Annotated in this window: 17 protein-coding genes and 1 pseudogene; 8 read left to right on the forward strand and 10 right to left on the reverse strand. The window is 71.5% G+C overall.

All coding sequences use genetic code 11. From position 1 onward, the window contains the following. The 4 genes and pseudogenes from VGN50_RS06420 to treZ form a co-directional block, all read left to right on the forward strand. Positions 1-285 (forward strand): annotated as a pseudogene (locus VGN50_RS06420) (DNA alkylation response protein); the annotation flags it as partial. A gap of 137 nt (positions 286-422) precedes the next feature. Beyond that, entirely contained in the window at positions 423-2,594 is a 2,172-nt protein-coding gene (glgX, locus tag VGN50_RS06425; protein WP_327443876.1) for a glycogen debranching protein GlgX, read from the forward strand. Between the two features lie 5 nt (positions 2,595-2,599). Continuing rightward, on the forward strand, positions 2,600-5,122 hold the full coding sequence (gene treY, locus VGN50_RS06430; RefSeq protein ID WP_327443877.1) for a malto-oligosyltrehalose synthase: 2,523 nt from the start codon (positions 2,600-2,602) through the stop codon (positions 5,120-5,122). Beyond that, positions 5,109-7,067, forward strand: coding sequence for a malto-oligosyltrehalose trehalohydrolase (gene treZ, locus VGN50_RS06435; RefSeq protein WP_327443878.1), 1,959 nt, complete (start codon positions 5,109-5,111; stop codon positions 7,065-7,067). Before treY ends, treZ begins: the two co-directional genes overlap by 14 nt. Positions 7,068-7,110: 43 nt before the next feature. Here the strand turns inward: treZ and VGN50_RS06440 are convergent, their stop codons facing one another. Continuing rightward, positions 7,111-8,094, reverse strand: coding sequence for an acyl-CoA thioesterase II (locus tag VGN50_RS06440; RefSeq protein WP_327443879.1), 984 nt, complete (start codon positions 8,092-8,094; stop codon positions 7,111-7,113). 23 nt (positions 8,095-8,117) lie between these two features. Next, positions 8,118-9,584 carry a PLP-dependent aminotransferase family protein gene (locus VGN50_RS06445; protein WP_327443880.1) on the reverse strand — a complete coding sequence of 489 codons (1,467 nt, stop codon included), beginning with the start codon at positions 9,582-9,584 and terminating at the stop codon, positions 8,118-8,120. Positions 9,585-9,646: 62 nt separating this feature from the next. Between VGN50_RS06445 and VGN50_RS06450 the strand changes: the two genes are divergently transcribed. Then, positions 9,647-10,393, forward strand: a complete 747-nt coding sequence (locus VGN50_RS06450; RefSeq protein ID WP_327443881.1) for a hypothetical protein — start codon at positions 9,647-9,649, stop codon at positions 10,391-10,393. On the opposite strand, the gene VGN50_RS06455 is transcribed toward VGN50_RS06450, so the two are convergent. After that, on the reverse strand, positions 10,277-10,870 hold the full coding sequence (locus tag VGN50_RS06455) for a helix-turn-helix domain-containing protein (protein ID WP_327443882.1): 594 nt from the start codon (positions 10,868-10,870) through the stop codon (positions 10,277-10,279). The genes VGN50_RS06450 and VGN50_RS06455 overlap by 117 nt on opposite strands. Before the next feature lie 106 nt (positions 10,871-10,976). Here VGN50_RS06455 and VGN50_RS06460 point away from each other — a divergent pair, with 106 nt between their 5' ends. Then, entirely contained in the window at positions 10,977-11,534 is a 558-nt protein-coding gene (locus VGN50_RS06460; protein WP_327443883.1) for an NAD(P)H-dependent oxidoreductase, read from the forward strand. Positions 11,535-11,567: 33 nt separating this feature from the next. Here VGN50_RS06460 and VGN50_RS06465 read toward each other — a convergent pair whose 3' ends face one another. Further along, entirely contained in the window at positions 11,568-13,715 is a 2,148-nt protein-coding gene (locus VGN50_RS06465) for a RecQ family ATP-dependent DNA helicase (RefSeq protein ID WP_327443884.1), read from the reverse strand. Positions 13,716-13,763: 48 nt separating this feature from the next. Here VGN50_RS06465 and VGN50_RS06470 point away from each other — a divergent pair, with 48 nt between their 5' ends. Beyond that, on the forward strand, positions 13,764-14,234 hold the full coding sequence (locus VGN50_RS06470; RefSeq protein WP_327443886.1) for an acyl-CoA thioesterase: 471 nt from the start codon (positions 13,764-13,766) through the stop codon (positions 14,232-14,234). Next, on the forward strand, positions 14,219-14,857 hold the full coding sequence (locus tag VGN50_RS06475; RefSeq protein WP_327443887.1) for a hypothetical protein: 639 nt from the start codon (positions 14,219-14,221) through the stop codon (positions 14,855-14,857). Before VGN50_RS06470 ends, VGN50_RS06475 begins: the two co-directional genes overlap by 16 nt. Here VGN50_RS06475 and VGN50_RS06480 read toward each other — a convergent pair. The 6 genes from VGN50_RS06480 to VGN50_RS06505 form a co-directional block, all read right to left on the reverse strand. Then, positions 14,839-16,224: an MFS transporter gene (locus tag VGN50_RS06480; protein ID WP_327443888.1), complete on the reverse strand. Its 1,386-nt coding sequence runs from the start codon at positions 16,222-16,224 to the stop codon at positions 14,839-14,841. The genes VGN50_RS06475 and VGN50_RS06480 overlap by 19 nt on opposite strands. Then, positions 16,221-17,015 (reverse strand): glycerophosphodiester phosphodiesterase, encoded by a 795-nt coding sequence (locus VGN50_RS06485; protein ID WP_327443889.1) that lies wholly within the window; start codon positions 17,013-17,015, stop codon positions 16,221-16,223. Before VGN50_RS06485 ends, VGN50_RS06480 begins: the two co-directional genes overlap by 4 nt. 33 nt (positions 17,016-17,048) lie before the next feature. Next, on the reverse strand, positions 17,049-18,755 hold the full coding sequence (locus VGN50_RS06490; RefSeq protein WP_327443890.1) for a glycoside hydrolase family 13 protein: 1,707 nt from the start codon (positions 18,753-18,755) through the stop codon (positions 17,049-17,051). Between the two features lie 83 nt (positions 18,756-18,838). Beyond that, positions 18,839-19,240 (reverse strand): globin, encoded by a 402-nt coding sequence (locus VGN50_RS06495; RefSeq protein ID WP_327443891.1) that lies wholly within the window; start codon positions 19,238-19,240, stop codon positions 18,839-18,841. Then, the gene (locus VGN50_RS06500; RefSeq protein ID WP_327443892.1) at positions 19,237-20,160 is read right to left on the reverse strand and encodes a mechanosensitive ion channel family protein; all 924 of its coding nucleotides are present in this window, start codon (positions 20,158-20,160) and stop codon (positions 19,237-19,239) included. Before VGN50_RS06500 ends, VGN50_RS06495 begins: the two co-directional genes overlap by 4 nt. Further along, on the reverse strand, positions 20,153-20,408 hold a 256-nt coding region (locus VGN50_RS06505), incomplete at its 5' end, for a hypothetical protein (RefSeq protein WP_327443893.1). The genes VGN50_RS06505 and VGN50_RS06500, both read right to left, overlap by 8 nt.

The following is a 20,408-nucleotide window of genomic DNA, read 5'->3' on the forward strand; positions in this document are numbered from 1 at the left end:
ATCCGGGCGGCGGGCGGCGGCAACAGCGACCTGGACCGCGCGACCAAGGACCTCGAGTCCCTGCTGGCCGACCCGGCGACGGTGCACGACGCCGCGGGGGCCCGGTGGACGGTCCAGCGGCTCGCCACGGCCCTGCAGGCCTCCCTGCTGGTGCGGTACGCGCCGACCGCCGTCTCGGACGCGTTCGTGCGTACCCGCGTGCTCGGCCAGGGCGGGTCGACCTTCGGCGCGCTGCCGCCCGGCGTGGACGTCCAGGCCGTGGTCGGGCGCGCTCTGCCAGGCTGAGCCCGGCCCGGCCTGTGCAGGGCCGCAGGCGGCTGAGGCCGACGTCGGGCACAATCAAGGCGGCACGCTCGGGCAGCCCTGAGCCCGCGGGCCGCGCGACGCTGACGTCGCTTTTGCCCTCCAGCAGAGAGTTCGTGATGCAGACCTGGCCCGGTAAGCCCTATCCCCTCGGCGCGACGTTCGACGGGACAGGGGTCAACTTCGCCCTGTTCTCCGAGGTCGCCGACCGGGTCGAGCTCTGCTTGATCGACGACTCCGGCAAGGAGACCCGGGTCGACATGCCCGAGCTCGACGGCTTCGTCTGGCACGCCTTCGTGCCAGGCATCCAGCCCGGCCAGCGCTACGGCTTCCGCGTGCATGGGCCCTACGCGCCCAAGGAGGGCCACCGCTGCAACCCGGCCAAGCTCCTGCTCGACCCGTACGCGACCGCGATCGACGGCCAGGTGGACGGCGACGAGTCGCTCTTCTCCTACCGCTTCAAGGACGCCGACGCCAACGGCGACGCCCCGCGCAACACCCAGGACTCGCTCGGCCACACCATGCTGTCGGTCGTCACCAACCCGTTCTTCGACTGGGGCCAGGACCGCGCTCCCGAGCACGAGTACCACGAGAGCGTGATCTACGAGGCGCACGTCAAGGGGCTGACGCAGCGCCACCCGGACGTCCCCAAGGAGATCCGCGGCACCTACGCCGGGATCGCTCACCCGGCGGTCATCGACCACCTGACGGACCTCGGGGTCACCGCGCTGGAGCTCATGCCGGTGCACCAGTACGTCCAGGACTCCCACCTGCTCGACCGGGGCCTGTCAAACTACTGGGGCTACAACACCATCGGCTTCCTCGCGCCGCACAACGCCTATGCGGCCTACGGGACGCGGGGCCAGCAGGTCACCGAGTTCAAGGCCATGGTCAAGGCCCTGCACGAGGCGGACATCGAGGTCATCCTCGACGTGGTCTACAACCACACCGCCGAGGGCAACCACATGGGCCCGACGCTGGCCTTCCGGGGGATCGACAACAGCTCGTACTACCGGCTGGTGGACAACGACCGGGCGCACTACTACGACACGACCGGCACCGGCAACAGCCTGCTGATGCGCCACCCGCACGTGCTGCAGCTGATCATGGACTCGCTGCGCTACTGGGTCACCGAGATGCACGTGGACGGCTTCCGCTTCGACCTGGCGTCGTCCCTGGCCCGCCAGTTCCACGAGGTGGACCGCCTGTCGGCATTCTTCGACCTGGTGCAGCAGGACCCGGTCGTCAGCCAGGTCAAGCTGATCGCCGAGCCGTGGGACGTCGGCGACGGCGGCTACCAGGTCGGCAACTTCCCCCCGCTGTGGACCGAGTGGAACGGCAAGTACCGCGACACGGTCCGCGACTTCTGGCGCGGCGAGCCCGCGACCCTCGGCGAGTTCGCCTCGCGCATCAGCGGGTCCAGCGACCTCTACGAGCACAGCGGTCGCAAGCCGATCGCGTCGATCAACTTCGTCACCGCACATGACGGCTTCACGCTCCGGGACCTGGTGTCCTACAACGAGAAGCACAACGAGACCAACGGCGAGGGCAACAACGACGGCGAGAGCCACAACCGCTCGTGGAACTGCGGGGTCGAGGGCCCGACGACGGACCCCGAGATCCTCGCCCTGCGTCTGCGCCAGCAGCGCAACTTCCTTGCGACGCTGCTGCTCTCGCAGGGTGTGCCGATGATCCTGCACGGCGACGAGCTCGGCCGCACGCAACAGGGCAACAACAACGGCTACTGCCAGGACGACGAGATCTCGTGGGTCAACTGGGATCTCGAGCAGCCTCAGCTGGACCTCATGGCGTTCACCCAGCGGCTCGTGCAGCTGCGGCGTGACCATCCGGTGCTCCGCCGTCGCCGGTTCTTCGCGGGCTCGGCGGCCCACGGTGGCGAGAGCGAGATCGGCGAGATCGCCTGGTTCGAGCCCGGTGGCAACCACATGGACGAGGAGTCCTGGGCCAACGGCTACGCCCGCTCGATGATGGTGTTCCTCAACGGCCAGAAGATCGAGGAGCTGGACGCCCGTGGCCAGCACGTCGTCGACGACCACTTCCTGATCATCTTCAATGCGCACAGCGAGCCGATCGAGTTCACCCTGCCCCCCGCCGACTATGGCGATGGCTGGCACGTCCTCGTCGACACCGCCGCCGAGGAGCAGATCGAGGCGACGACGCACGCGCCGGGTGACACGGTGGTGGCCCAGCACCGGAGCACCGTCGTGCTGTGCTGCCCCCGGCCCGCGCCATCCGGCTCGCCCGCCGGAGCCGCGATAGCCAGGAGGTGAGCCGCGTGGCCAGCCACGACACAACGAGCCGTATGCCGTCTGCCCCCGTCGCCCACCGCCCGCCCGCTGGGCGCGTGGTGCCGACCTCGACGTACCGGTTCCAGATCCAGCCGGCGTTCACGTTCGAGCAGGCCGCCCAGCAGGTGGACTACCTTGCGGCGCTGGGGATCTCGCACGCCTACCTCTCCCCGGTGCTCGAGCCGGCTCCTGGGTCGACGCATGGCTACGACGTCGTCAGCCATGACGTGCTCAACGAGGAGGCCGGTGGGGCGGCAGGCTTCGACGCGTTGGCGACCGCGGCGCGCGCCCACGGGCTCGGCCTGGTCGTGGACGTGGTTCCCAACCACATGACGACCCCGACGCCGGCGTGGCTCAACCACCCTTGGTGGCTGCTACTGCGCGACGGGCGTGAGTCCGACCACGCGCGCTGGTTCGACGTGGACTGGGACGCCGAGGACGGGCGCGTCCTGGTTCCCGTGCTCGGGCAGAGCCTGGAGGCGGTGCTCGCGGCGGGCGAGCTGTCCCTGGACAAGGACGGGGGGCGTCACGGTGACGAGGTGGTCGTGAGGTACTACGACCACGTGTTCCCGGTCCGGCCCGGCACCGAGTCGCTGGAGCTGGCCGATCTCGTTGCAGCGCAGTGCTATCGGCTCTGCGACTGGCGCGAGGGCGGGACCCGTCTCAACTACCGGCGCTTCTTCGACGTGACCACTCTGGCGGCGATCCGGGTCGAGGACCCCGAGGTTTTCGACCAGTCGCATCGGCTGCTGCTCGAGGAGTTTCGGGCCGGCTCCATCGACGGCTTCCGCATCGACCACCCGGACGGGCTCGCTAGCCCGGCCGGCTACCTGGCGATGCTCGCCGAAGCGACCGGCGACGCCTGGGTCGTCGCCGAGAAGATCCTGGAGGGCCACGAGCAGCTCCCGGACGACTGGCGGTGTGCCGGGACGACGGGCTACGACACGTTGCTGCGCGTGCAGCAGGTGTTCGTCGACCCGGCGGGTGCGGAGCCCCTGAACGACCTGCTGACCGAGCTGGCGGGGGAGCCGCAGGACCTCTCCGTGATGGTGCAGGCGGCGAAACGACAGGTCGTCGCGCAGGTCCAGGCCGCCGAGGTCAACCGCCTCATGCGGCTGCTGGTGCGAGTGCTGCCCGGCGAGGACCAGGCTGCCCTGCGACGCGCCCTCGAGGCGCTGCTCGTGGCGATGGACCGCTACCGCGCCTACCTCGCGCCCGGTGGGCCGGCCGACCCCGCACAGCTGCAGGTGCTCGCCCAGGCTGAGGCGCGGGCCGCGGCATACCTCGAGGATGGCGATCTCGACGCTCTCGCGCTGGTCGGCCAGCTGGCGGCCGGTGGCACGGTGCCCCAGGCAGGCGCCGGCTCGGAAGCGGCGCGTGACGAGCTCATGGTGAGGTTCCAGCAGACGTGCGGGCCAGTCATGGCCAAGGCCGTCGAAGACACTGCGTTCTACCGCTACGCGCGGCTCACCGGTCTCAACGAGGTCGGCGGGGACCCGGCTCGGTTCGGTGTCGGAGCCAAGGAGCTGCACGCCTTCGCCGGCCACCAGCTCGAGTCCTGGCCCACCACCATGACCACGCTGTCGACGCACGACACCAAGCGCTCGGAGGACGTGCGAGCGCGCCTGTCCGTGCTGTCCGAGCTGCCGAACGAGTGGCGCACATGGGTGCTGCGCGCGCGCGACTTGGTGCAGGCGCAGCGCCGGCCTGCTCTCGACGCGGCGACCGAGTACTTCCTGTGGCAGACGCTGGTGGGGGCTTGGCCGATCAGCGCCCAGCGGCTGCAGACCTATGCCACCAAGGCGATCCGTGAGGCCAAGCTGCACACCGACTGGCTCGACCCGGACGAGGGCTACGAGTCGGCCGTCAGCGCGTGGGTCGAGGCGGTGACGACAGACACGGCTATCGCCGCCCACGTCGAGGAGTGGGTGTCGCGCACTGCCGACGCTGCTCGGGCCGTGCTGCTCGGGCAGAAGCTCGTCCAGCTGGTCATGCCCGGGGTGCCCGACGTCTACCAGGGCACCGAGCTCGTCGACCTCTCGCTCGTGGACCCCGACAACCGTCGCCCCGTCGACTTCGGGCCATGCCGCGAGCGTCTGACCCGGTTGGACGGTGGCGCGGCCCCGGATGACCTCGACGACGAGAAGCTGCTCGTCACCTCACGCGCGCTGCGCCTGCGCCGCGACCACCCCGAGTGGTTCACCGCCCCCGGAGCCACGTATGCCGCGGTGCCCACCTCCACGGACCACGCGCTTGCGCTGGGGCGCGGCGACGGGGAAGGCATCCACCTCGTCGCCGTCGCGACCCGACTCGCTCAGCGCCTCACGACGACCGGAGGCTGGGGCGACGGTGTCGTCCGCCTGCCGACCGGTGCGTGGGAGGACGCCCTCACGGGCCGGTCGGTGACGACCGACGCCGACGGCGAGGCGCGTCTCGACGCCCTGCTGGCGGACCTCCCCGTCGCCCTGCTCGTCCGGCATGGCAGCCTGGTCCGCGATGAACACGCCTGAGCCCCACCACCATCCCGCACCCGTACATCCCACGCCCGAGCTCACTGTCTGGGCGCCGACCGCCGGTGTCGTTCAGGTCGAGTGGTCGCTTGACGGGGCGCCCGCGCGGCGCGACGCGATGGAGCCCAAGGGTGACGGCTGGTGGCGTTGGGAGGCGCCGGCCGCGAGGAGCTCCGACGCGGCATACCCACAGTTGGACTACGCGTTCTGCGTCGACGGCGGGGAGCCGACCCCCGACCCCCGCACGCCGTGGCAGCCCGACGGCGTGCATGCGCCCAGCCGCTGGTTCGACGCGGGGGCCTACCCGTGGCACGACGCCACGTGGGCCGGGCCGCAGCACGGCGCGGGGCTGCTCGGAGGGGTCGTCTACGAGCTGCACGTCGGCACCTTCACTCCCGAGGGCACCCTCGACGCCGCGCAGGAGCGGCTGGGTCATCTCGTCGACCTTGGCGTCGACGTCGTGGAGCTCATGCCGGTCGCGGCCTGGCCCGGACGCTGGAACTGGGGCTACGACGGCGTGGGCCCCTGGGCGGTCGTCGAGGCCTACGGCGGCCCAGCGGCGTTGCAGCGTTTCGTCGACGCCTGTCACGGCCGGGGCCTCGGCGTGTGTCTGGACGTCGTCTACAACCACCTCGGGCCGGTGGGCAACTACCTGTCGCGGTTCGGTCCGTACTTCTCGGACCGCCACCCGACGCCGTGGGGTGAGGGGCTCAACCTCGACGGTGAGGGCAGCTTCCACGTGCGCCGCTGGGTGGTCGACAACGCCCTGCGATGGTTCGCCGACTTCCACATCGACGCCTTGCGCCTCGACGCCGTCCACGAGCTACACGACGACTCGGACCGGCATCTGCTGGAGCAGCTCTCGGACGAGGTCAAGGCCCTCGCGCCCAGGCTCGGCCGGCCACTGACCCTCGTCGCCGAGAGCGATCTCAACGACGCCGTCATGGTGGCGGCTGTCGCCGAGGGCGGTCGCGGGATGGACGCCCAGTGGGACGACGACGTCCACCACGCGCTCCATGTGGTGCTGACCGGTGAGACCCAGGGCTACTACCGCGACTTCGCCGGTCACTGTCGCGCCCTCCCGGACGGGGGACCGCTCGCGGTGCTGGCGAAGACGTTGACCCGCGCCTTCCTGCACGACGGCACGTGGTCGAGCTTCCGGGGCAGCGACTGGGGTGCCCCGGTCGACCGGGCGAAGGTCGACGGGCGTCGCTTCCTCGGCTATCTGCAGACTCACGACCAGGTGGGCAACCGTGCGCGCGGAGAGCGGATCAGCGCCCTCGCGACGCCGGGGCAGCAGGCCATCGGCGCAGCCCTGTACCTCACCTCCGCCTTCACACCGATGGTGTTCATGGGCGAGGAGTGGGCAGCGGCGACGCCGTTCCAGTTCTTCACCGACTTCGACGACCCGGCGATGAGCGCGGCGGTCTCCGAGGGCCGGCGACGTGAGTTCGCGACACACGGCATGTCCTGGGACGACGTACCCGACCCGCAGGACGAGGAGACCTTCCGCCGCTCACAGCTGCAGTGGCAGGAGCTCGACGAGCGGGGACATGCTCGGATGCTGCAGTGGTATCGCGACCTGATCGCGTTGCGGCGTAACGAGTGCCAGCTGACCGATGGTCACCTCGATGGCGTCGAGGTCGACTTCGACGAGGACGCCCAGTGGCTGGTCGTCCGGCGCGGGACCCTGCACACCGTGGTCAACCTCTCGGGGTCCTCGCGCTGGCACGTTCCGCTGCGGGGCGTCGCGGGTGGAGCCGCTGGTGCGGCCACGGCCGCGGGTGGGGCCTCCGGATCGGCGGAGGCGGGCAGCGAGGGGACGACGGTCGAGGTCGTACTCGCCTGGGACCCCGAGCGCACCAAGGTGCAGCGCGACGGCCTGCACCTGCCGCCGCAGAGCGTGGCCGTGGTGCGGGTCGCCCCGACGGCATCGGGTACGTAGGTCTCCCGGCACGTCGCAGGTCCAGCTCGGCGGCAACCCCGCCTCAGGACTCCTTGACGCGGACCATGCCCTCTTGGGCGACGGTGGCCACGAGGGTGCCGTCCGCGGCGAACATCCGGCCCAGCCCCAGGCCCCGGCCGCCGGACGCCGAGGGCGACTCCTCGTCGTAAAGGATCCACTCGTCGGCCCGCACGGGGCGGTGGAACCACATGGCGTGGTCGAGGCTGGCAGGCCGCAGCCTGGGGTCGCTCCACATCAGCTCGTGACGGCGTAGGACCGGCTCGAGCAACGTGTAGTCGGACGCGTACGCGAGGACCGCGGCATGGATCAGCGGGTCGTCGGGGAGTCGGCCGATCGCCTTCATCCACACGCTCTGCCGCGCGACGGGCTCGGCGACGGGCGTCACGAACAGGTTGCCCTCCACGTGACGCAGCTCGATAGGGCGGTTGACGAGGTGACGGGCTCCGGGGTGGTCGATGCCATCGAGCAGGCTCCCCAGCGAGGTCAGGCTGTCTGGCCCCGGGACGTCGGGCATGGGGTCCTGATGGTCCAGGCCGCCGGCCTGCTCCTGGAAGGACGTGATCATCGACAGGATGGGCATGCCGTCCTGGATGGCGTGGACCCGCCGCGTCGAGAACGACCTGCCGTCCCGCATCCGCTCCACCGCGAAGCGGATCGGCTGGGTGTCGTCGCCGGGTCGCATGAAGTAGCCGTGCAGAGAGTGGATCCGCCTCGGGCCGTCGCCGTCGTCCACGTCGGCCATCGTGCGACCGGCAGCGATGATGCACTGGGCCAGCACCTGGCCGCCGAACACTCGACCGTGGGGCATCCGCTGGCTGCGACCGAGGAACACCGTTGCCCCGGACTCGCCGAACTCGGTGGAGTCGCCCACGCCCTCGACCGTGATCCGCGCGGTGCCGAGCTCCTCGAGGTCGAGGGTGTCGAGCAGGTCGGTCAGCGGGTCGGCCAGCGGGTCGACCGCTGAGTCGGAGGGCGCGTTGGACCCGGCAGGGTTCTCAGAAGTCACGACCCGACCCTAGCGGGCGCGCCTCAGGCGACCAGGGGTGAGCGCGCCGAGCGAGCGGGCCGTCCCGAGAGGGCGTCGTCCCAGGCGAGTGCCAGGCGATCCACGGCCTGGGTGACGATCTCGGCAGAGTGACCCGTGAAGGGGAGTCGGAGGTAGCGCTCCAGACCTCCCTCGACCGCGAACTGCGATCCGGGCGCCAGGACCAGACCACGCTGGTCCGCAGCCGCGCACAGGGGCGTCGAGAGCGGCTCCGGGAGCTCGGCCCAGAGGCAGAGGCCGCCCTGCGGCATACGGAACTGCCACTGCGGCAAGCGATCTCGCAGCGCGCTGACGAACACGTCACGGGTCGCCACCACCGCGGCGCGGCGCTCACGCAGGAGCCCCTGCCGCCGTTCGAGGAGGTCGGCGAGGACGAGCTGTTCCAGCACCGGCGCCCCCAGGTCGAGGGTGAGGCGCGCGCTCACCAGCGCGGGCATCAGCTCACGCGGCGCCCGGACCCAGCCGATCCGCAGTCCGCCCCAGAAGGACTTGCTGGCGCCGCCCAGGGTCACCGTGCGCGGGTGGTACGCCGCGAGCGGGCGGGGCATCGACAGCGCTGCATCGTGGGCCAGGTCGACCAGCGTCTCGTCCACGATGCCGACCGTGTGGGAGCCCGCGAGCGCGCGTCCGAGCTCGGCGCGTTGGGCGTCGGGCATCAGCGCGCCTGTCGGGTTGTGGAAGTCGGGGATGAGGTAGGCCGCGCGAGGTGCCGTCTGGCGCAGCGCGGCGTCCGCCGCCGCGATGTCCCAGCCACTGCCTTCGAGCGGCAGGGCGACCGCACGGGCCCCGCTGCGGCGCAGGGTGTCGATGGCGTTCGGGTAGGTCGGGTGCTCCAGCAGCACGCGGTCGCCTGGCGCCAGCACCGCCCGGGCCGTCACGGCCAGCCCCGCGAGGGCGCCGGTGGTCACCATGACCTGGTCGGGGGCAGTGGGCAGTCCGCGTTCGGTATAGCGCGCGGCGAGCGCCTCCCGGAGCGTGCTCAGGCCGAGGGGGTGGTAGCCGGTGCCACCGAGGTAGCGCGGCAGCTCGGCCACCGCGCGCTCGTACGCGGCGACGGTGCCCACCGGTGCGCTCATGGCCGCGCAGGTGAGGTCGATGACGTCGCCCGGAAGAGACTCCGAGGACGGCTCCAGGGCGGTGCCGCGCCCCCGGCCGGCGGCGCCCCCGGGCAGCGTGACCACGCTGCCCGAGCCCTGCCGCGAGGTGAGGAAGCCGCGGTCGCGCAGCTCGGCATACGCACGGGAGACGGTGGTCCGGCTCACCGACAGCGCGGTGGTGAGGTCGCGCTCGCTGGGCAGGCGCGTGCCGGACGGGAGCCGCCCGTCCGCCACGAGCAGGCGGAGCGCATCGGCGAGACCTCGGTAGGCGGGGGTCACCTCGAGTGCGGCGCCGAGCATGGGAACCAGACGGGAGGCGGAGATGCTGCGGGACGCCATGCCGGGTGACACCATGAAGGCCACTTTCGCACGATTGGCTATGGAAAACCAGGCCAATGCCAGCCAATCTTGACCCTATGACCAGGACGAGCCTCGCACCCCTGACCCCGATGCAGCAGCTGCGCGCCGGACGGACCGTGCGCCGCCTCGTCCAGCTCGCCCTCGGCCTGACCCTGTATGGCGTCTCCATGGGCATGATGGTGCGCTCGCGGCTCGGCCTGGACCCCTGGGACGTCTTCCACTACGGGGTGGCGCAGCACCTCCCCGTGAGCTTCGGCACGGTGGTGATCATCATCGGGGTGCTCGTGCTCCTGCTCTGGATCCCGCTGCGCCAGTGGCCGGGGTTGGGGACCGTGGCCAACGTGGTCGTGATCGGGCTCGCGACCGACGCCACGCTGGCACTGCTCGGGGCCCCCACGGGGATGCCGGCTCGATCCGGGCTGCTCCTTGGGGGAATCGTGCTCAACGGCCTCGCGGGTGCTTTGTACATCGGCAGCCAGTTCGGCCCCGGGCCGCGCGACGGTCTCATGACCGGGTTGGTGCGCCGGACGGGCCGGAGCTTCCGGCTGGTGCGGACCACGATCGAGCTGACCGTGTTGGCCGTGGGGTGGTCCATGGGCGGCGTCGTGGGACTGGGGACGGTGCTGTATGCCGTGCTGATCGGTCCGATCGTGCAGGTGTTCCTGCCGCTGCTGACGGTGGAGGTCCTAGCTGGCGACGATGCGGCGAGCGAGGTCCTGCCAGCCGGCGATGAACTGCTCGACTGGGAAGCCGTCCCTGGACATGGCCTGCTCGACGACGACGCTCTCCAGCGGGGCCAGTAGCGCCAGGCCCAGGAAGGCCCGGTCACCCCGGACCTCGAGCAGGCCGAGTAGGTGGACGACGTGCTGGGCCGTGAACGAGCGCGCCGCCAGCGAGCCGCGTCCGATCTGACCCGATGCGGCGATGAGCTGAGCCGCCCTGAGGTTGTACTCCAGCCGGGAGCGGCCGAACGCCAGCAGCCGGTCCATCGGGGCGGCGCCCGGGCCCAGGGGTGGGGGGCCACTGATGACGAGGCTCTGCCAGGTGGCCTCGAGCTGGTTGAGCAGAGCGCCCATCAGGCCGGCCCGGCTCTCGAACCGGCGGAAGACGGTGCCCTTGCCGACGCCTGCCTCGTGGGCGACCGCATCCATGGTCATGGCATCGACGCCGCAGCGCTCGACGAGGCGGCTCGCAGCAGCCAGCAGCGCCTCGCGGTTGCGGGCCGCGTCGGCACGCTCGGGTGGCGGGCCCCCGAGCAGCGAGAGCGGCGTGCTCGACATGGCGGCAGTCTAGGCAGCGAGGCGCCTCTGACCTGCGGGGAATGTAAACGGACTATGGTCCGTTTACGAAGGCGTCCCCCGAACTTTCTCCCCGAAAGGGTCCTAGATGTCCCAGTCGTCTGACATCCGCATCGTCGTCCTCGTAGGAAGCCTGCGTGCCGACTCGCTCAACCGCCAGATCGCCGAGAAGCTCGTTGAGCGCAGCCCCGAGGGCGTCTCGGTCGAGATCGCCGAAGGCCTGGGCGAGATCCCGTTCTACAACGAGGACCTCGACGGCGCCGACGTGCCTGCCGCGGCTCAGCGGCTGCGCGACCTCGTCGCCAGCGCCGACCGCGTCCTGGCCGTGACGCCGGAGTACAACGGCACGATGCCGGCCGTGCTCAACAACGCCATCGACTGGCTGTCCCGCCCGTACGGCCGCGGCGCCATCAAGGGGAAGCCCTTCGCCGTGGTCGGTGCCACCCCCACGCCGTATGGCGGCAAGTGGGCCCACGAGCACGCGCGCCACTCGGCGACGATCGCCGGTGCGGTCGCCCCCGATCACATCGCGGTGTCGCAGACCTCGATCGACGTCGACGTCCTGGGTGACGAAGAGGTCGTGGGCCGGCTGCTGGCCGCAGTAGAGGCTCTGGTCGCCGTCGAGCCCGTTGCCGCTGTCGCCTGACGCGCTGAGCTGCATCGACGGCTGAGCCTCGCCTCAGCCGTCGATGGCGAGGACGAACGGGAGCACTGTCGCCGCCCCGGCCTGACGAAGGGCCTGGGCGGCGACGGTCAGCGTCCATCGCGAGCTTGCGACGTCGTCGACGAGCAGAACCGGACCGTCGAGCGTTCGGAGACGGTCGCGGAGTGCCGACCCTGCTGTGAGCCGGCCCCAGACGCCGGCCAGCCGGAAGGCGCTGTTGCCGCCGGCCTCCCCGACCGGGCCGCCCGCGACCGGCTCGAGCGAGCCCAGCCACTCGAGCCGCCCGAGCTGGGCGATGCCGCGACCCACGGACTCGACGAGCTGCGGGCGCCGCCGCGAGGGGACGGTGACGACGGCGGCCGGCCGCTCGCTCCAGTCCCAGTCGCGAAGGATCGGGATGCACGCCTGAAGCAACGCCTCGGGTGCCGCAGTGTCTGGCTCACGCAGCAGTGTGCGCAGCTGCTGGCCCCAGCCGAGGTCCGTCAGCCGCGCGACCGCGCGGCCGGCGGACATCGCCTCGTCCGCCGCGATCCTGCCCTTGAGGGGGACCCCGAGGCGCTCCATGCCGGACGGCCACTGTGCTCGCGGCTCGAGCTCGACCCCAGCGCGCTCCAGCCGTCCGCGAGCGGTGGTCAGCGCCACGTCCGGGATCTCGGAAGGGAACCACGGACCCGCGCACGAGTCGCAGCGCCCACAGGGCTCCGCGGTGTCGTCGTCGAGGGCCTCCTGCAGGAACGCCATCCGGCACGTGTCGGCCTGCTCGTAGGCGACCATCAGCTCCTGCTCGCGCACCCGAGCCTGGCTCACCCGTGCGTACCGCTCGACGTCGTAGGTCCACGGCTCACCCGTCGAGGTCCACCCCCCGGGGACCCGCCGGACCGCACCGTCGACGTCGAGCACCTTGAGCAACAGCTCGAGCCGCGTGCGCCGGATGTCGACCATCGCCTCCAGCGCCACCGTCGACAGCGGCCTGCTGGCCTCCGCCAAGGCGCGGAGCACGGCATCGGCCTGCTCCTGCTGCGGCATCGAGGCCGAGGCGAAGTAGGCCCAGATGTCCTTGTCGTCAGGCCCCGGCAGGAGCAGCACGTCGGCCCGCTCGGTGGCCCTGCCCGCACGCCCGACCTGCTGGTAGTACGCCACCGGCGATGAGGGTGCCCCGAGGTGCAGCACGAACCCGAGGTCGGGCTTGTCGAACCCCATGCCGAGCGCCGAGGTCGCGATGAGCGCCTTGACCTCGTTGTCGCGCAGGCTCGCCTCGAGTTGCTCACGGTCCGCGGGGTCCGTGCGGCCGGTGTAGGCCCGCACCTCGTGTCCCGCCTCGCGCAGCGCCACCGCGATGTCCTCAGCCGCGCTGACGGTGAGCGTGTAGACGATGCCACTACCCGGCAGCGAGCCGAGATGGGCCAGCAGCCACGCGAGCCGCTGCTGCGGGGAGGCCAGGCGCATCACGCCGAGCCGCAGGGACTGTCTCGCGAGGCCGCCGCGGAGGGTCAGCACCTCGTGGCCGCCCGCACCCAGCTGCTCGACGACGTCGGTGACGACCCGGGCGTTCGCGGTGGCCGTCGTCGCCAGCACCGGGGTGTCGGTCGGCAGCGTGGTGAGCAGGTCGCGGATCCGACGGTAGTCGGGCCGGAAGTCGTGGCCCCAGTCGGAGACGCAGTGCGCCTCGTCGACGACGAGCAGCCCGCAGCGCCGCGCGAGGTCGGGCAGCTGCTCCTCACGGAACCGCGGGTTGTTCAGCCGCTCCGGGCTGACCAGCAGGACATCGACCTCGTCACGCGCCAGCGCCGCTGACACCTGACCCCACTCCTCGGCGTTGGCGGAGTTCATCGTCACGGCCCGGATGCCCGCTCGTTCGGCGGCCGCGACCTGGTCGCGCATCAACGCCAGGAGGGGCGACACGATCACGGTCGGACCGGCTCCCTCGGCCCGGCGCAGCACGGTCGACACGAAGTAGACGGCCGACTTGCCCCACCCGGTGCGCTGCACCACGAGCACCCGGCGGCGCCGCCCCACCAGCGCCTCCACGGCCTCGAGCTGGCCCTCGCGGAAGTCGACGTCGGCGCGCCCCACCAGCCGCCGCAGCACCTCGGTGGCGCGCTGGTGCAGGCCCGTCAGCGCCTCGGTGGGTGGCTGCGTCAGTGTCTCGCTGGGTGCTCCCATGCCGACCACCGTATGCCGGGTGGCCGACACCCCTGCCAGGATGTCCACATGCCCCAGCAGCCGGAGACCGCCTCGGCCGAGCGCTACCGCGTCGACGTCCCCTTGCGGTGGAGCGACATGGATGCCTACGGCCATGTCAACAACGTGCAGTTCCTGCGCCTGCTCGAGGACGCCCGGGTGATCGGGTTCGAGAGCTGGTTCGGGCAGGACCGGTCAGTCCTGTCCGAGGGGATCCTGGTGGCCAGACACGAGATCGAGTACCTCGCGCCACTGCAGTTCCGCGTGCCGCCGATCGTCGTGGAGATGTGGGCGACCCGGATCGGCGGGGCTGGCTTCGACCTGGCCTACGAGGTCCGCGACGGTCGGTCGAACCCCGACACGGTCTACGCACGGGCCGAGACGACCCTGGTCCTCTACGACTTCGCCACGGCTCGCCCGCGCCGCATGGACGAGGCACTACGGGCCGTGCTGGACCGGCACTCGGGTGACCCGGTGCCCTTCCGGTGGCGTCGACGCTGATGGAGCTCGTCTTTCCCGATGCCCAGGGCCTGGCTGACCTGGGGACCTTCGTCGGCCGCGCGCGCGCCGCGGACCAAGACGGCGCCGTCCGCCTCCAGGCCGACGGCACCACCCTCGCGGCCTATGTCGGCGTGCTGCCGGGCAGCGGACTCATGGGGGACGGGGCCGTCCTCGGTCTGCGCACCATGCCCCTGGCCGAGGCCACGACCCTCGACACCACCGTGGCGCTCGCCGCGGTCGGGGACCGCGTCGCGCGCACGTCCGGGGTCCGACTGCCCGTCCCTGCGATGACCGTGGCTGTTCCGTGGTCGGCCGTGGCGCCTCCCAGGGCCGGCTGGGAGCGGGTGGGTACGGTCGCTGTCGAGGACCTGGTCGAGGCCGCGCGCCAGGGCATCGCGGAGATCGCCCAGGGTGCGCCCGCCGACGCCGGCGCACAGGCGGTGACGGCGCTGCGACGCCAGGTGTGGGGCCGCTCGACCACGACCGTCCCGCCGGTGCGCACGGGTGGCGCCTTCGCGGCATACGTGCTGGGGTTCGTGCCCGAGGGAACGGCGGCGACGGTGTGGGCGCACGGCCGCTGGACGCGGCTGTCGACGCCGGCAGGTCACGTCCTGATGCGCTGACCCGCCACCACCACGAGCGCCGCCACGGCGCTCAGGGCCAGCCACATGCCGACATACACGGGGACGTCGTGCCCGGCGGCCGTGTGCAGGGCGGCGAACGCGGCGCCTGCCGAGGCGATTCCCAGCACCGAGCCGAGCACGTCGGCGAGCTGCAGCGAGGACGACGTCGAGCCGTGGTCGGCCGGCGGTGTCAGCAGCAGCGAGAGGACCGACAGGCTCGCGGTGCCGAGCCCCATGCCCATGCCGCAGGCCAGCAGCGCGACCCCCACGAGGTAGGGGTTCCAGGCGAAGTGGGTGATGGCCACGACGGCGAGCAGGCCGGCGCAGAGCAGTGCGCCACCCAGGGAGACCAAGCGGTGCCGCCGGCCCGACCAGCGGTCGCGCCCCTGCACCCACGAGCCGGCCGACCAGCCGAGCGAGCCCACGGCCAGGATTGTCCCTGCGGCGCCGAGCGAGAGGCCGCGCTCGTTGACCAGCATGAGCGGGATGTAGGTGATCGTCCCGAAGAATGACGATGTCAGCAGGAACCGCGCGATCATGACCGAGGGGAGCCCTCGGCGCATGAGCCAGGTGCCCCGCGGGAGCAGCAGCGGCGCACTGGCGGCGACGCCCACGATCCCCACCAACGCGACGACGGTCGCCACGGACCAGGTCAGCTCGAGGTCGCGAGTGCCCCACTCCAGCGCGCCCGCCGACGCGGCGATGAGCAGCCCGGCCCACGCCGCGCGAGTGTGCTCGCGGCGGTCTCGGCTGGACTCCTCGACCTGCTCGTCGGCGCCGGCGATCTGCCCGCGCCGGGCGAGCACCAGCAGGAGTGCCACCACGACGGGCACCACGACGAGCCAGAAGACCCAGCGCCAGGACCAGGTCGACGTGACCCAGGCCGCGATCGGCGGCCCGAGCAGCGAGGGCAGGATCCACGCGGCCGAGATCACGCTGAACACCTTGGGGCGCAACGACTCCGGGTAGGCGCGCCCGATGACGACGTAGGCCGCGACGATGATCAGCCCGCCGCCGAAGCCAGCGACACCACGCCCGACGAGGAAGGTCCCGAACGAGTGCGCAGCGCCGCAGACGCCGCAGCCGGCGGCGAAGAGGGCCTGGCCGGCATACAGCGAGGGCAATGCTCCGGACCGGTCGCACCACACCCCGGCGAGCACGATGCCGAGGAGCTGGGTCGTGAGCATGACAGAGAAGGCCAGGCCGTAGGAGCGGACCGCGTCCAGCTCGCGTGCCGCCGCAGGCATGGCGGTGGAGACGGCCATGCCCTCGAAGGCGATGACGGTGATGAGGGCGACCAACGCCAGGGAGACGAGCGCGTATGCCGGGTGGAAGACACCGGTGCGCGTCGGGGCTGGGGCACTCACTGGCGCAAGGGTACGCCGCGCTGGGCGAGCACCGCGGCGAGGGTGTCGATGCGGTCGGAGACGATTCCGTCGACCCCGAGGTCGAAGAGGCGGTGCATCTCCGCGGCGTCGTCGATGGTCCAGACGTGCACATGCTTGCCGAGGGCGTGGGCACGATCCAGCAGCTCGGGCGTCACGAGGTCGAGTCGGCGGCCCGCCACGACGTGCCCGGTCGGGATCTGCAGGACGGGCGCGGGGGAGCGCAGCCACCGGAGGATGTGCTCAGGAGCAAGTCGCAGGGCCGCCACCTCTGCCGGACCCGCGGCCGTGGCCAGCCGGGGGCCGAGGAGCCGCCGCACGGTCTGGAGCCGCCGGTCCGAGAACGACCCGACGCAGACCCGGTCGAGGGCGTCATGCCGGCGGATCACCTCGGCGAGCGGGTCGAGGGCTCCGCGGGCCTTGACGTCGATGTTGAACCGCGTCGAGGGGAACTCCTCGAGCAGCTCGGAGAGCAGCGGGATCTCCTCGGTGCCGTTGATCCGCGCCCTGCGCACCTCGGCATACGGGAGGCGGGCCACCAGCCCCGCACTGGTCGTGACGCGGTCGAGCCGGTGGTCGTGGAGGGCCAGGAGCACGCCGTCCGCCGTGGCGTGCACGTCGGTCTCGAGATAGCGGTAGCCCAGGCGGACGGCCTCGCGGAAGGCCGCCATGGTGTTCTCAAGCCGCAGGTTCGCGGCGAGCTTCGCCCCGCCACGATGCGCCAGGCCGATCGGGGTCGAGGCGTCGAAGTACGCGAAGTCGGCGGCTCCCACGTCGTCAGTCTGCCGTGGGAGCCGCCGGACCGCTCAGAGTGCTGCCCAGACCGTGGTGTCGGTCGGGATCTCACCGCTCGCGGTGAGGGGGCCGGACGACACCAGCACGGTGGCGCCGTCGGGCAGCGCCACGGGCTGGTCGCCCAGGTTGGCGAGCACGAGGGTCTGCTCGCCCTGGCCGGTGTTGAGCAGTGCCACCACGTCGTCACCGAAACCGTCCACCGACTGCAGGCCGCCGGTCCCCAGGCTGCGCGCGCGGCGCACCTGCAGCAGCGTGCGGTAGAGCTCGAGTGTCGAGCCGTCCACGCCGTCCTGCTGGTCGACGGCGTAGTCGCCGTAGACCGCCGGCTGCGGTAGCCACGACTGCGACGACGGGCCGAAGCCGAACGACGGCGCTTCCTTGGCCCACGGCATGGGGACACGACAGCCGTCGCGGCCGATCTCCTCGCCCTTGCTGCGGACGAAGGTCGGATCCTGGCGGAACTCGTCGGGCATGTCGGTGGACTCGGGGAGGCCGAGCTCCTCACCCTGGTAGAGGTAGGCGCCACCAGGGAGCGCGAGCATCAGGGCCGTCGCCGCACGCGCCCGGGTCAGGCCGAGCTCTCGGTCCGGCTGCGGGTCGTCGGCGGCGATGCCGTTGGGACGCCGCTGGCCCACCGGCAGGCCCAGGCGCGAGGCATGCCGGACGACATCGTGGTTGGACAGCACCCAGGTGCTCGGCGCTCCGACACTGTCGGCGGCGGTCAGCGAGGAGCCGATGACCTCGCGGAGGTCGGCGGCCCGCCACTGCGCCTGCAGGAAGTCGAAGTTGAACGCCTGGTGCATCTCGTCCGGACGCACGTAGTGCACGGCCCGCTCCTGGGGACGCACCCAGGCCTCGGCGCAGAGGATCCGGTCGGGCTGGCCGTAGCTGTCGAGGATCTTGCGCCAGGCGCGGTAGACCTCGTGGACGCCGTCCTGGTCCCACATCGGCGGCTTGGGCGCCCCGGGCTGGAGCTCGCCGTCGAGGATGTGCAGCTCGGTGTCGTAGTCGGGCAGGCCCGGCTCCTTGACCAGGCCGTGCGCGACGTCGACCCGGAACCCGTCGATGCCCCGGTCCAGCCAGAACCGCAGGACGGCCTCGAACTCGGCGCGCACCTCTTCGTTGTCCCAGTTGAAGTCGGGCTGCTTGCTGTCGAAGAGGTGCAGGTACCACTGGCCGGGCGTGCCGTCGGGCTCGGTGACGCGGGTCCAGCCGTCGCCACCGAACACGGAGTGCCAGTCGTTCGGCGGCTCGTTGCCGTCGACGCCTCTGCCGTCCCGGAACATGTACCGGTTGCGCTCCGGGCTGCCGGGCTCGGCCGCCAGGGCGGCCTGGAACCACACGTGCTCGTCGGAGCTGTGGTTGGGCACGAGGTCGACGATCACCTTGAGTCCGAGGCCGTGCGCCTTGGCCACCATCGCGTCGGCGTCGGCCAGCGTGCCGAAGAGGGGGTCGATGTCGCGGTAGTCGGCGACGTCATAGCCGGCGTCCGCCTGGGGGGAGGTGTAGAAGGGGCTGAACCAGACCGCGTCGACGCCGAGGGCCTTGAGGTACTCGAGCCGGGCGGTCACACCGGGCAGGTCGCCGATGCCGTCACCGTCGGAGTCGGCCCACGACCGCGGGTAGATCTGGTAGATCACCGCGTGACGCCACCAGGCGGCATCCTCGGCGGCGGCAGGGTGGATCAGGTGAGTGGAGAGGGAGCGAGTCACGGGCATCAATGCTCCACTATCGGGGCTCTGACACGAAACCGGGATATCCCCGTCTTGCCTCGTGGACCGGGCCCTCTCGGGAGTGCGGCTCAGTCCTCCAGCGTGTTGACCATGGAGTATGCCGCCCGCTCCAGATAGTCGCGCAGCAGCAGGTCGTTGGCGGGGGGAAGGTCGAGCGAGTCGACGGCGGCCATCATGTGGTGCAGCCAGCGGTCGCGCTGGGTGGGCGTGACCGCGAAGGGGTGGTGGCGCATCCGCAGCCGAGGATGGCCGCGCTGCTCGGAGTACGTCGTCGGTCCGCCCCAGTACTGCTCGAGGAACATGCGCAGGCGGTCCTCGGCAGGACCCAGGTCCTCCTCGGGGTACATGACGCGCAGCGGAGGGTCGTCCGCGACACCGCGGTAGAACTCGGAGACCAGCTTCCGGAACGTCTCGTGCCCACCGACCTGGTCGTAGAAGCTCTCGAAGGGCGCGTCTCGTCCGATGGTCATGGGCTCACCGGTCCGAAGGGGGCGAACGTCGGCGCCTTGATGCCGTGAGCGTCGAAGGACGCCTTGACGCGCTCGCGGATCTCGCGGGAGATGCCGTACTGCTGCTCGGGGGCGGTCTTGACCACCACCCGGACGGTCACGACCCCGCCGGCGATCGACTCCACGCCGACGACCTGAGGCTCCTCGAGCAGCACGTCCCGCCACTGGGGCGACTGGTCGACGGCGTGGACGACCTCGCGGATCAGCGGGATGACGGCCTCGAGGTTCTCGGAGTACGACACGGGGATGTCCACCGTGGCCGTCGACCAGCCCTGGCTCTTGTTGCCGATCCGGACGATCTCGCCGTTGCGGATGTACCAGACGACGCCCGACCCGTCGCGCACCCGGGTGACGCGCAGGCTGACCTCCTCGACGGTCCCCACGGCCGTGCCGGTGTCGATGATGTCGCCGACGCCGTACTGGTCCTCGAGGATCATGAAGATTCCCGACAGGAAGTCCTTCACGAGGCTCTGGGCGCCGAAACCGAGGGCCACGCCGCCGACACCGGCGGAGGCGAGCAGCGGCGCGAGCGGGATCCCGATGATCGCCATGACGGTGAGGATCGTGATCAGCGCGACAACGAACGTCACGATGCTCTTGAGCAGCGAGGCCATGGTGAGCGTGCGCTGCCGCTGGCGCTCGCGGTCGAGGCCGGTGGCGTGGGCAAGGGCCCTGCTCGCGCGGCCGGGCTCGCGTGCGCGTCGGGCGTCGGACTTGGCCATCGTGACATTGATGACTTGCCCGATCGAGCGGAGCAGGACCCATCGCAGGATGGCGGCGCCGATGACCGTCACGAGGATCTGGAGCGGTGCTCCGAGGAACCATTCCCAGACCTTCTCGGGGGTGAGCTGCGCGAGGCGGTGCAGGAAGGCCTCAGGCATGGGCGCCCCGGCTGTCGCGGGCCTGGGCTCGCAGGGCGCGTGCGACCGCATCGCGGTTCTCGGCCACGAGTCGCGTCAGCCCGGCCGGAGCCGAGGAGCCGTGCGCCGCGAGCCAGCGTTCCGACGCCTCGAGCAGCTCGCCGCTGGCCAGGACGGTCGGGTAGTAGGTGACGAGGATGGCCTCGGCGATGGCGTGGGTGCGCGACTCCCAGACGTGCAGCAGCACCTCGTGGTACTTCTCGATATAC

Source organism: Pedococcus sp. (assembly GCF_036000045.1).
Taxonomy (GTDB): domain Bacteria; phylum Actinomycetota; class Actinomycetes; order Actinomycetales; family Dermatophilaceae; genus Pedococcus.

Bases quoted from the DNA above. Each gene is read 5' to 3' on its own strand.
- glgX (WP_327443876.1), top strand. From the start codon at position 423: ATGCAGACCTGGCCCGGTAAGCCCTATCCCCTCGGCGCGACGTTCGAC.
- treZ (WP_327443878.1), top strand. From the start codon at position 5,109: ATGAACACGCCTGAGCCCCACCACCATCCCGCACCCGTACATCCCACG.
- VGN50_RS06445 (WP_327443880.1), bottom strand. From the start codon at position 9,584: ATGGTGTCACCCGGCATGGCGTCCCGCAGCATCTCCGCCTCCCGTCTG.
- VGN50_RS06450 (WP_327443881.1), top strand. From the start codon at position 9,647: ATGACCAGGACGAGCCTCGCACCCCTGACCCCGATGCAGCAGCTGCGC.
- VGN50_RS06455 (WP_327443882.1), bottom strand. From the start codon at position 10,870: ATGTCGAGCACGCCGCTCTCGCTGCTCGGGGGCCCGCCACCCGAGCGT.
- VGN50_RS06460 (WP_327443883.1), top strand. From the start codon at position 10,977: ATGTCCCAGTCGTCTGACATCCGCATCGTCGTCCTCGTAGGAAGCCTG.
- VGN50_RS06465 (WP_327443884.1), bottom strand. From the start codon at position 13,715: ATGGGAGCACCCAGCGAGACACTGACGCAGCCACCCACCGAGGCGCTG.
- VGN50_RS06470 (WP_327443886.1), top strand. From the start codon at position 13,764: ATGCCCCAGCAGCCGGAGACCGCCTCGGCCGAGCGCTACCGCGTCGAC.
- VGN50_RS06490 (WP_327443890.1), bottom strand. From the start codon at position 18,755: ATGCCCGTGACTCGCTCCCTCTCCACTCACCTGATCCACCCTGCCGCC.
- VGN50_RS06495 (WP_327443891.1), bottom strand. From the start codon at position 19,240: ATGACCATCGGACGAGACGCGCCCTTCGAGAGCTTCTACGACCAGGTC.
- VGN50_RS06500 (WP_327443892.1), bottom strand. From the start codon at position 20,160: ATGCCTGAGGCCTTCCTGCACCGCCTCGCGCAGCTCACCCCCGAGAAG.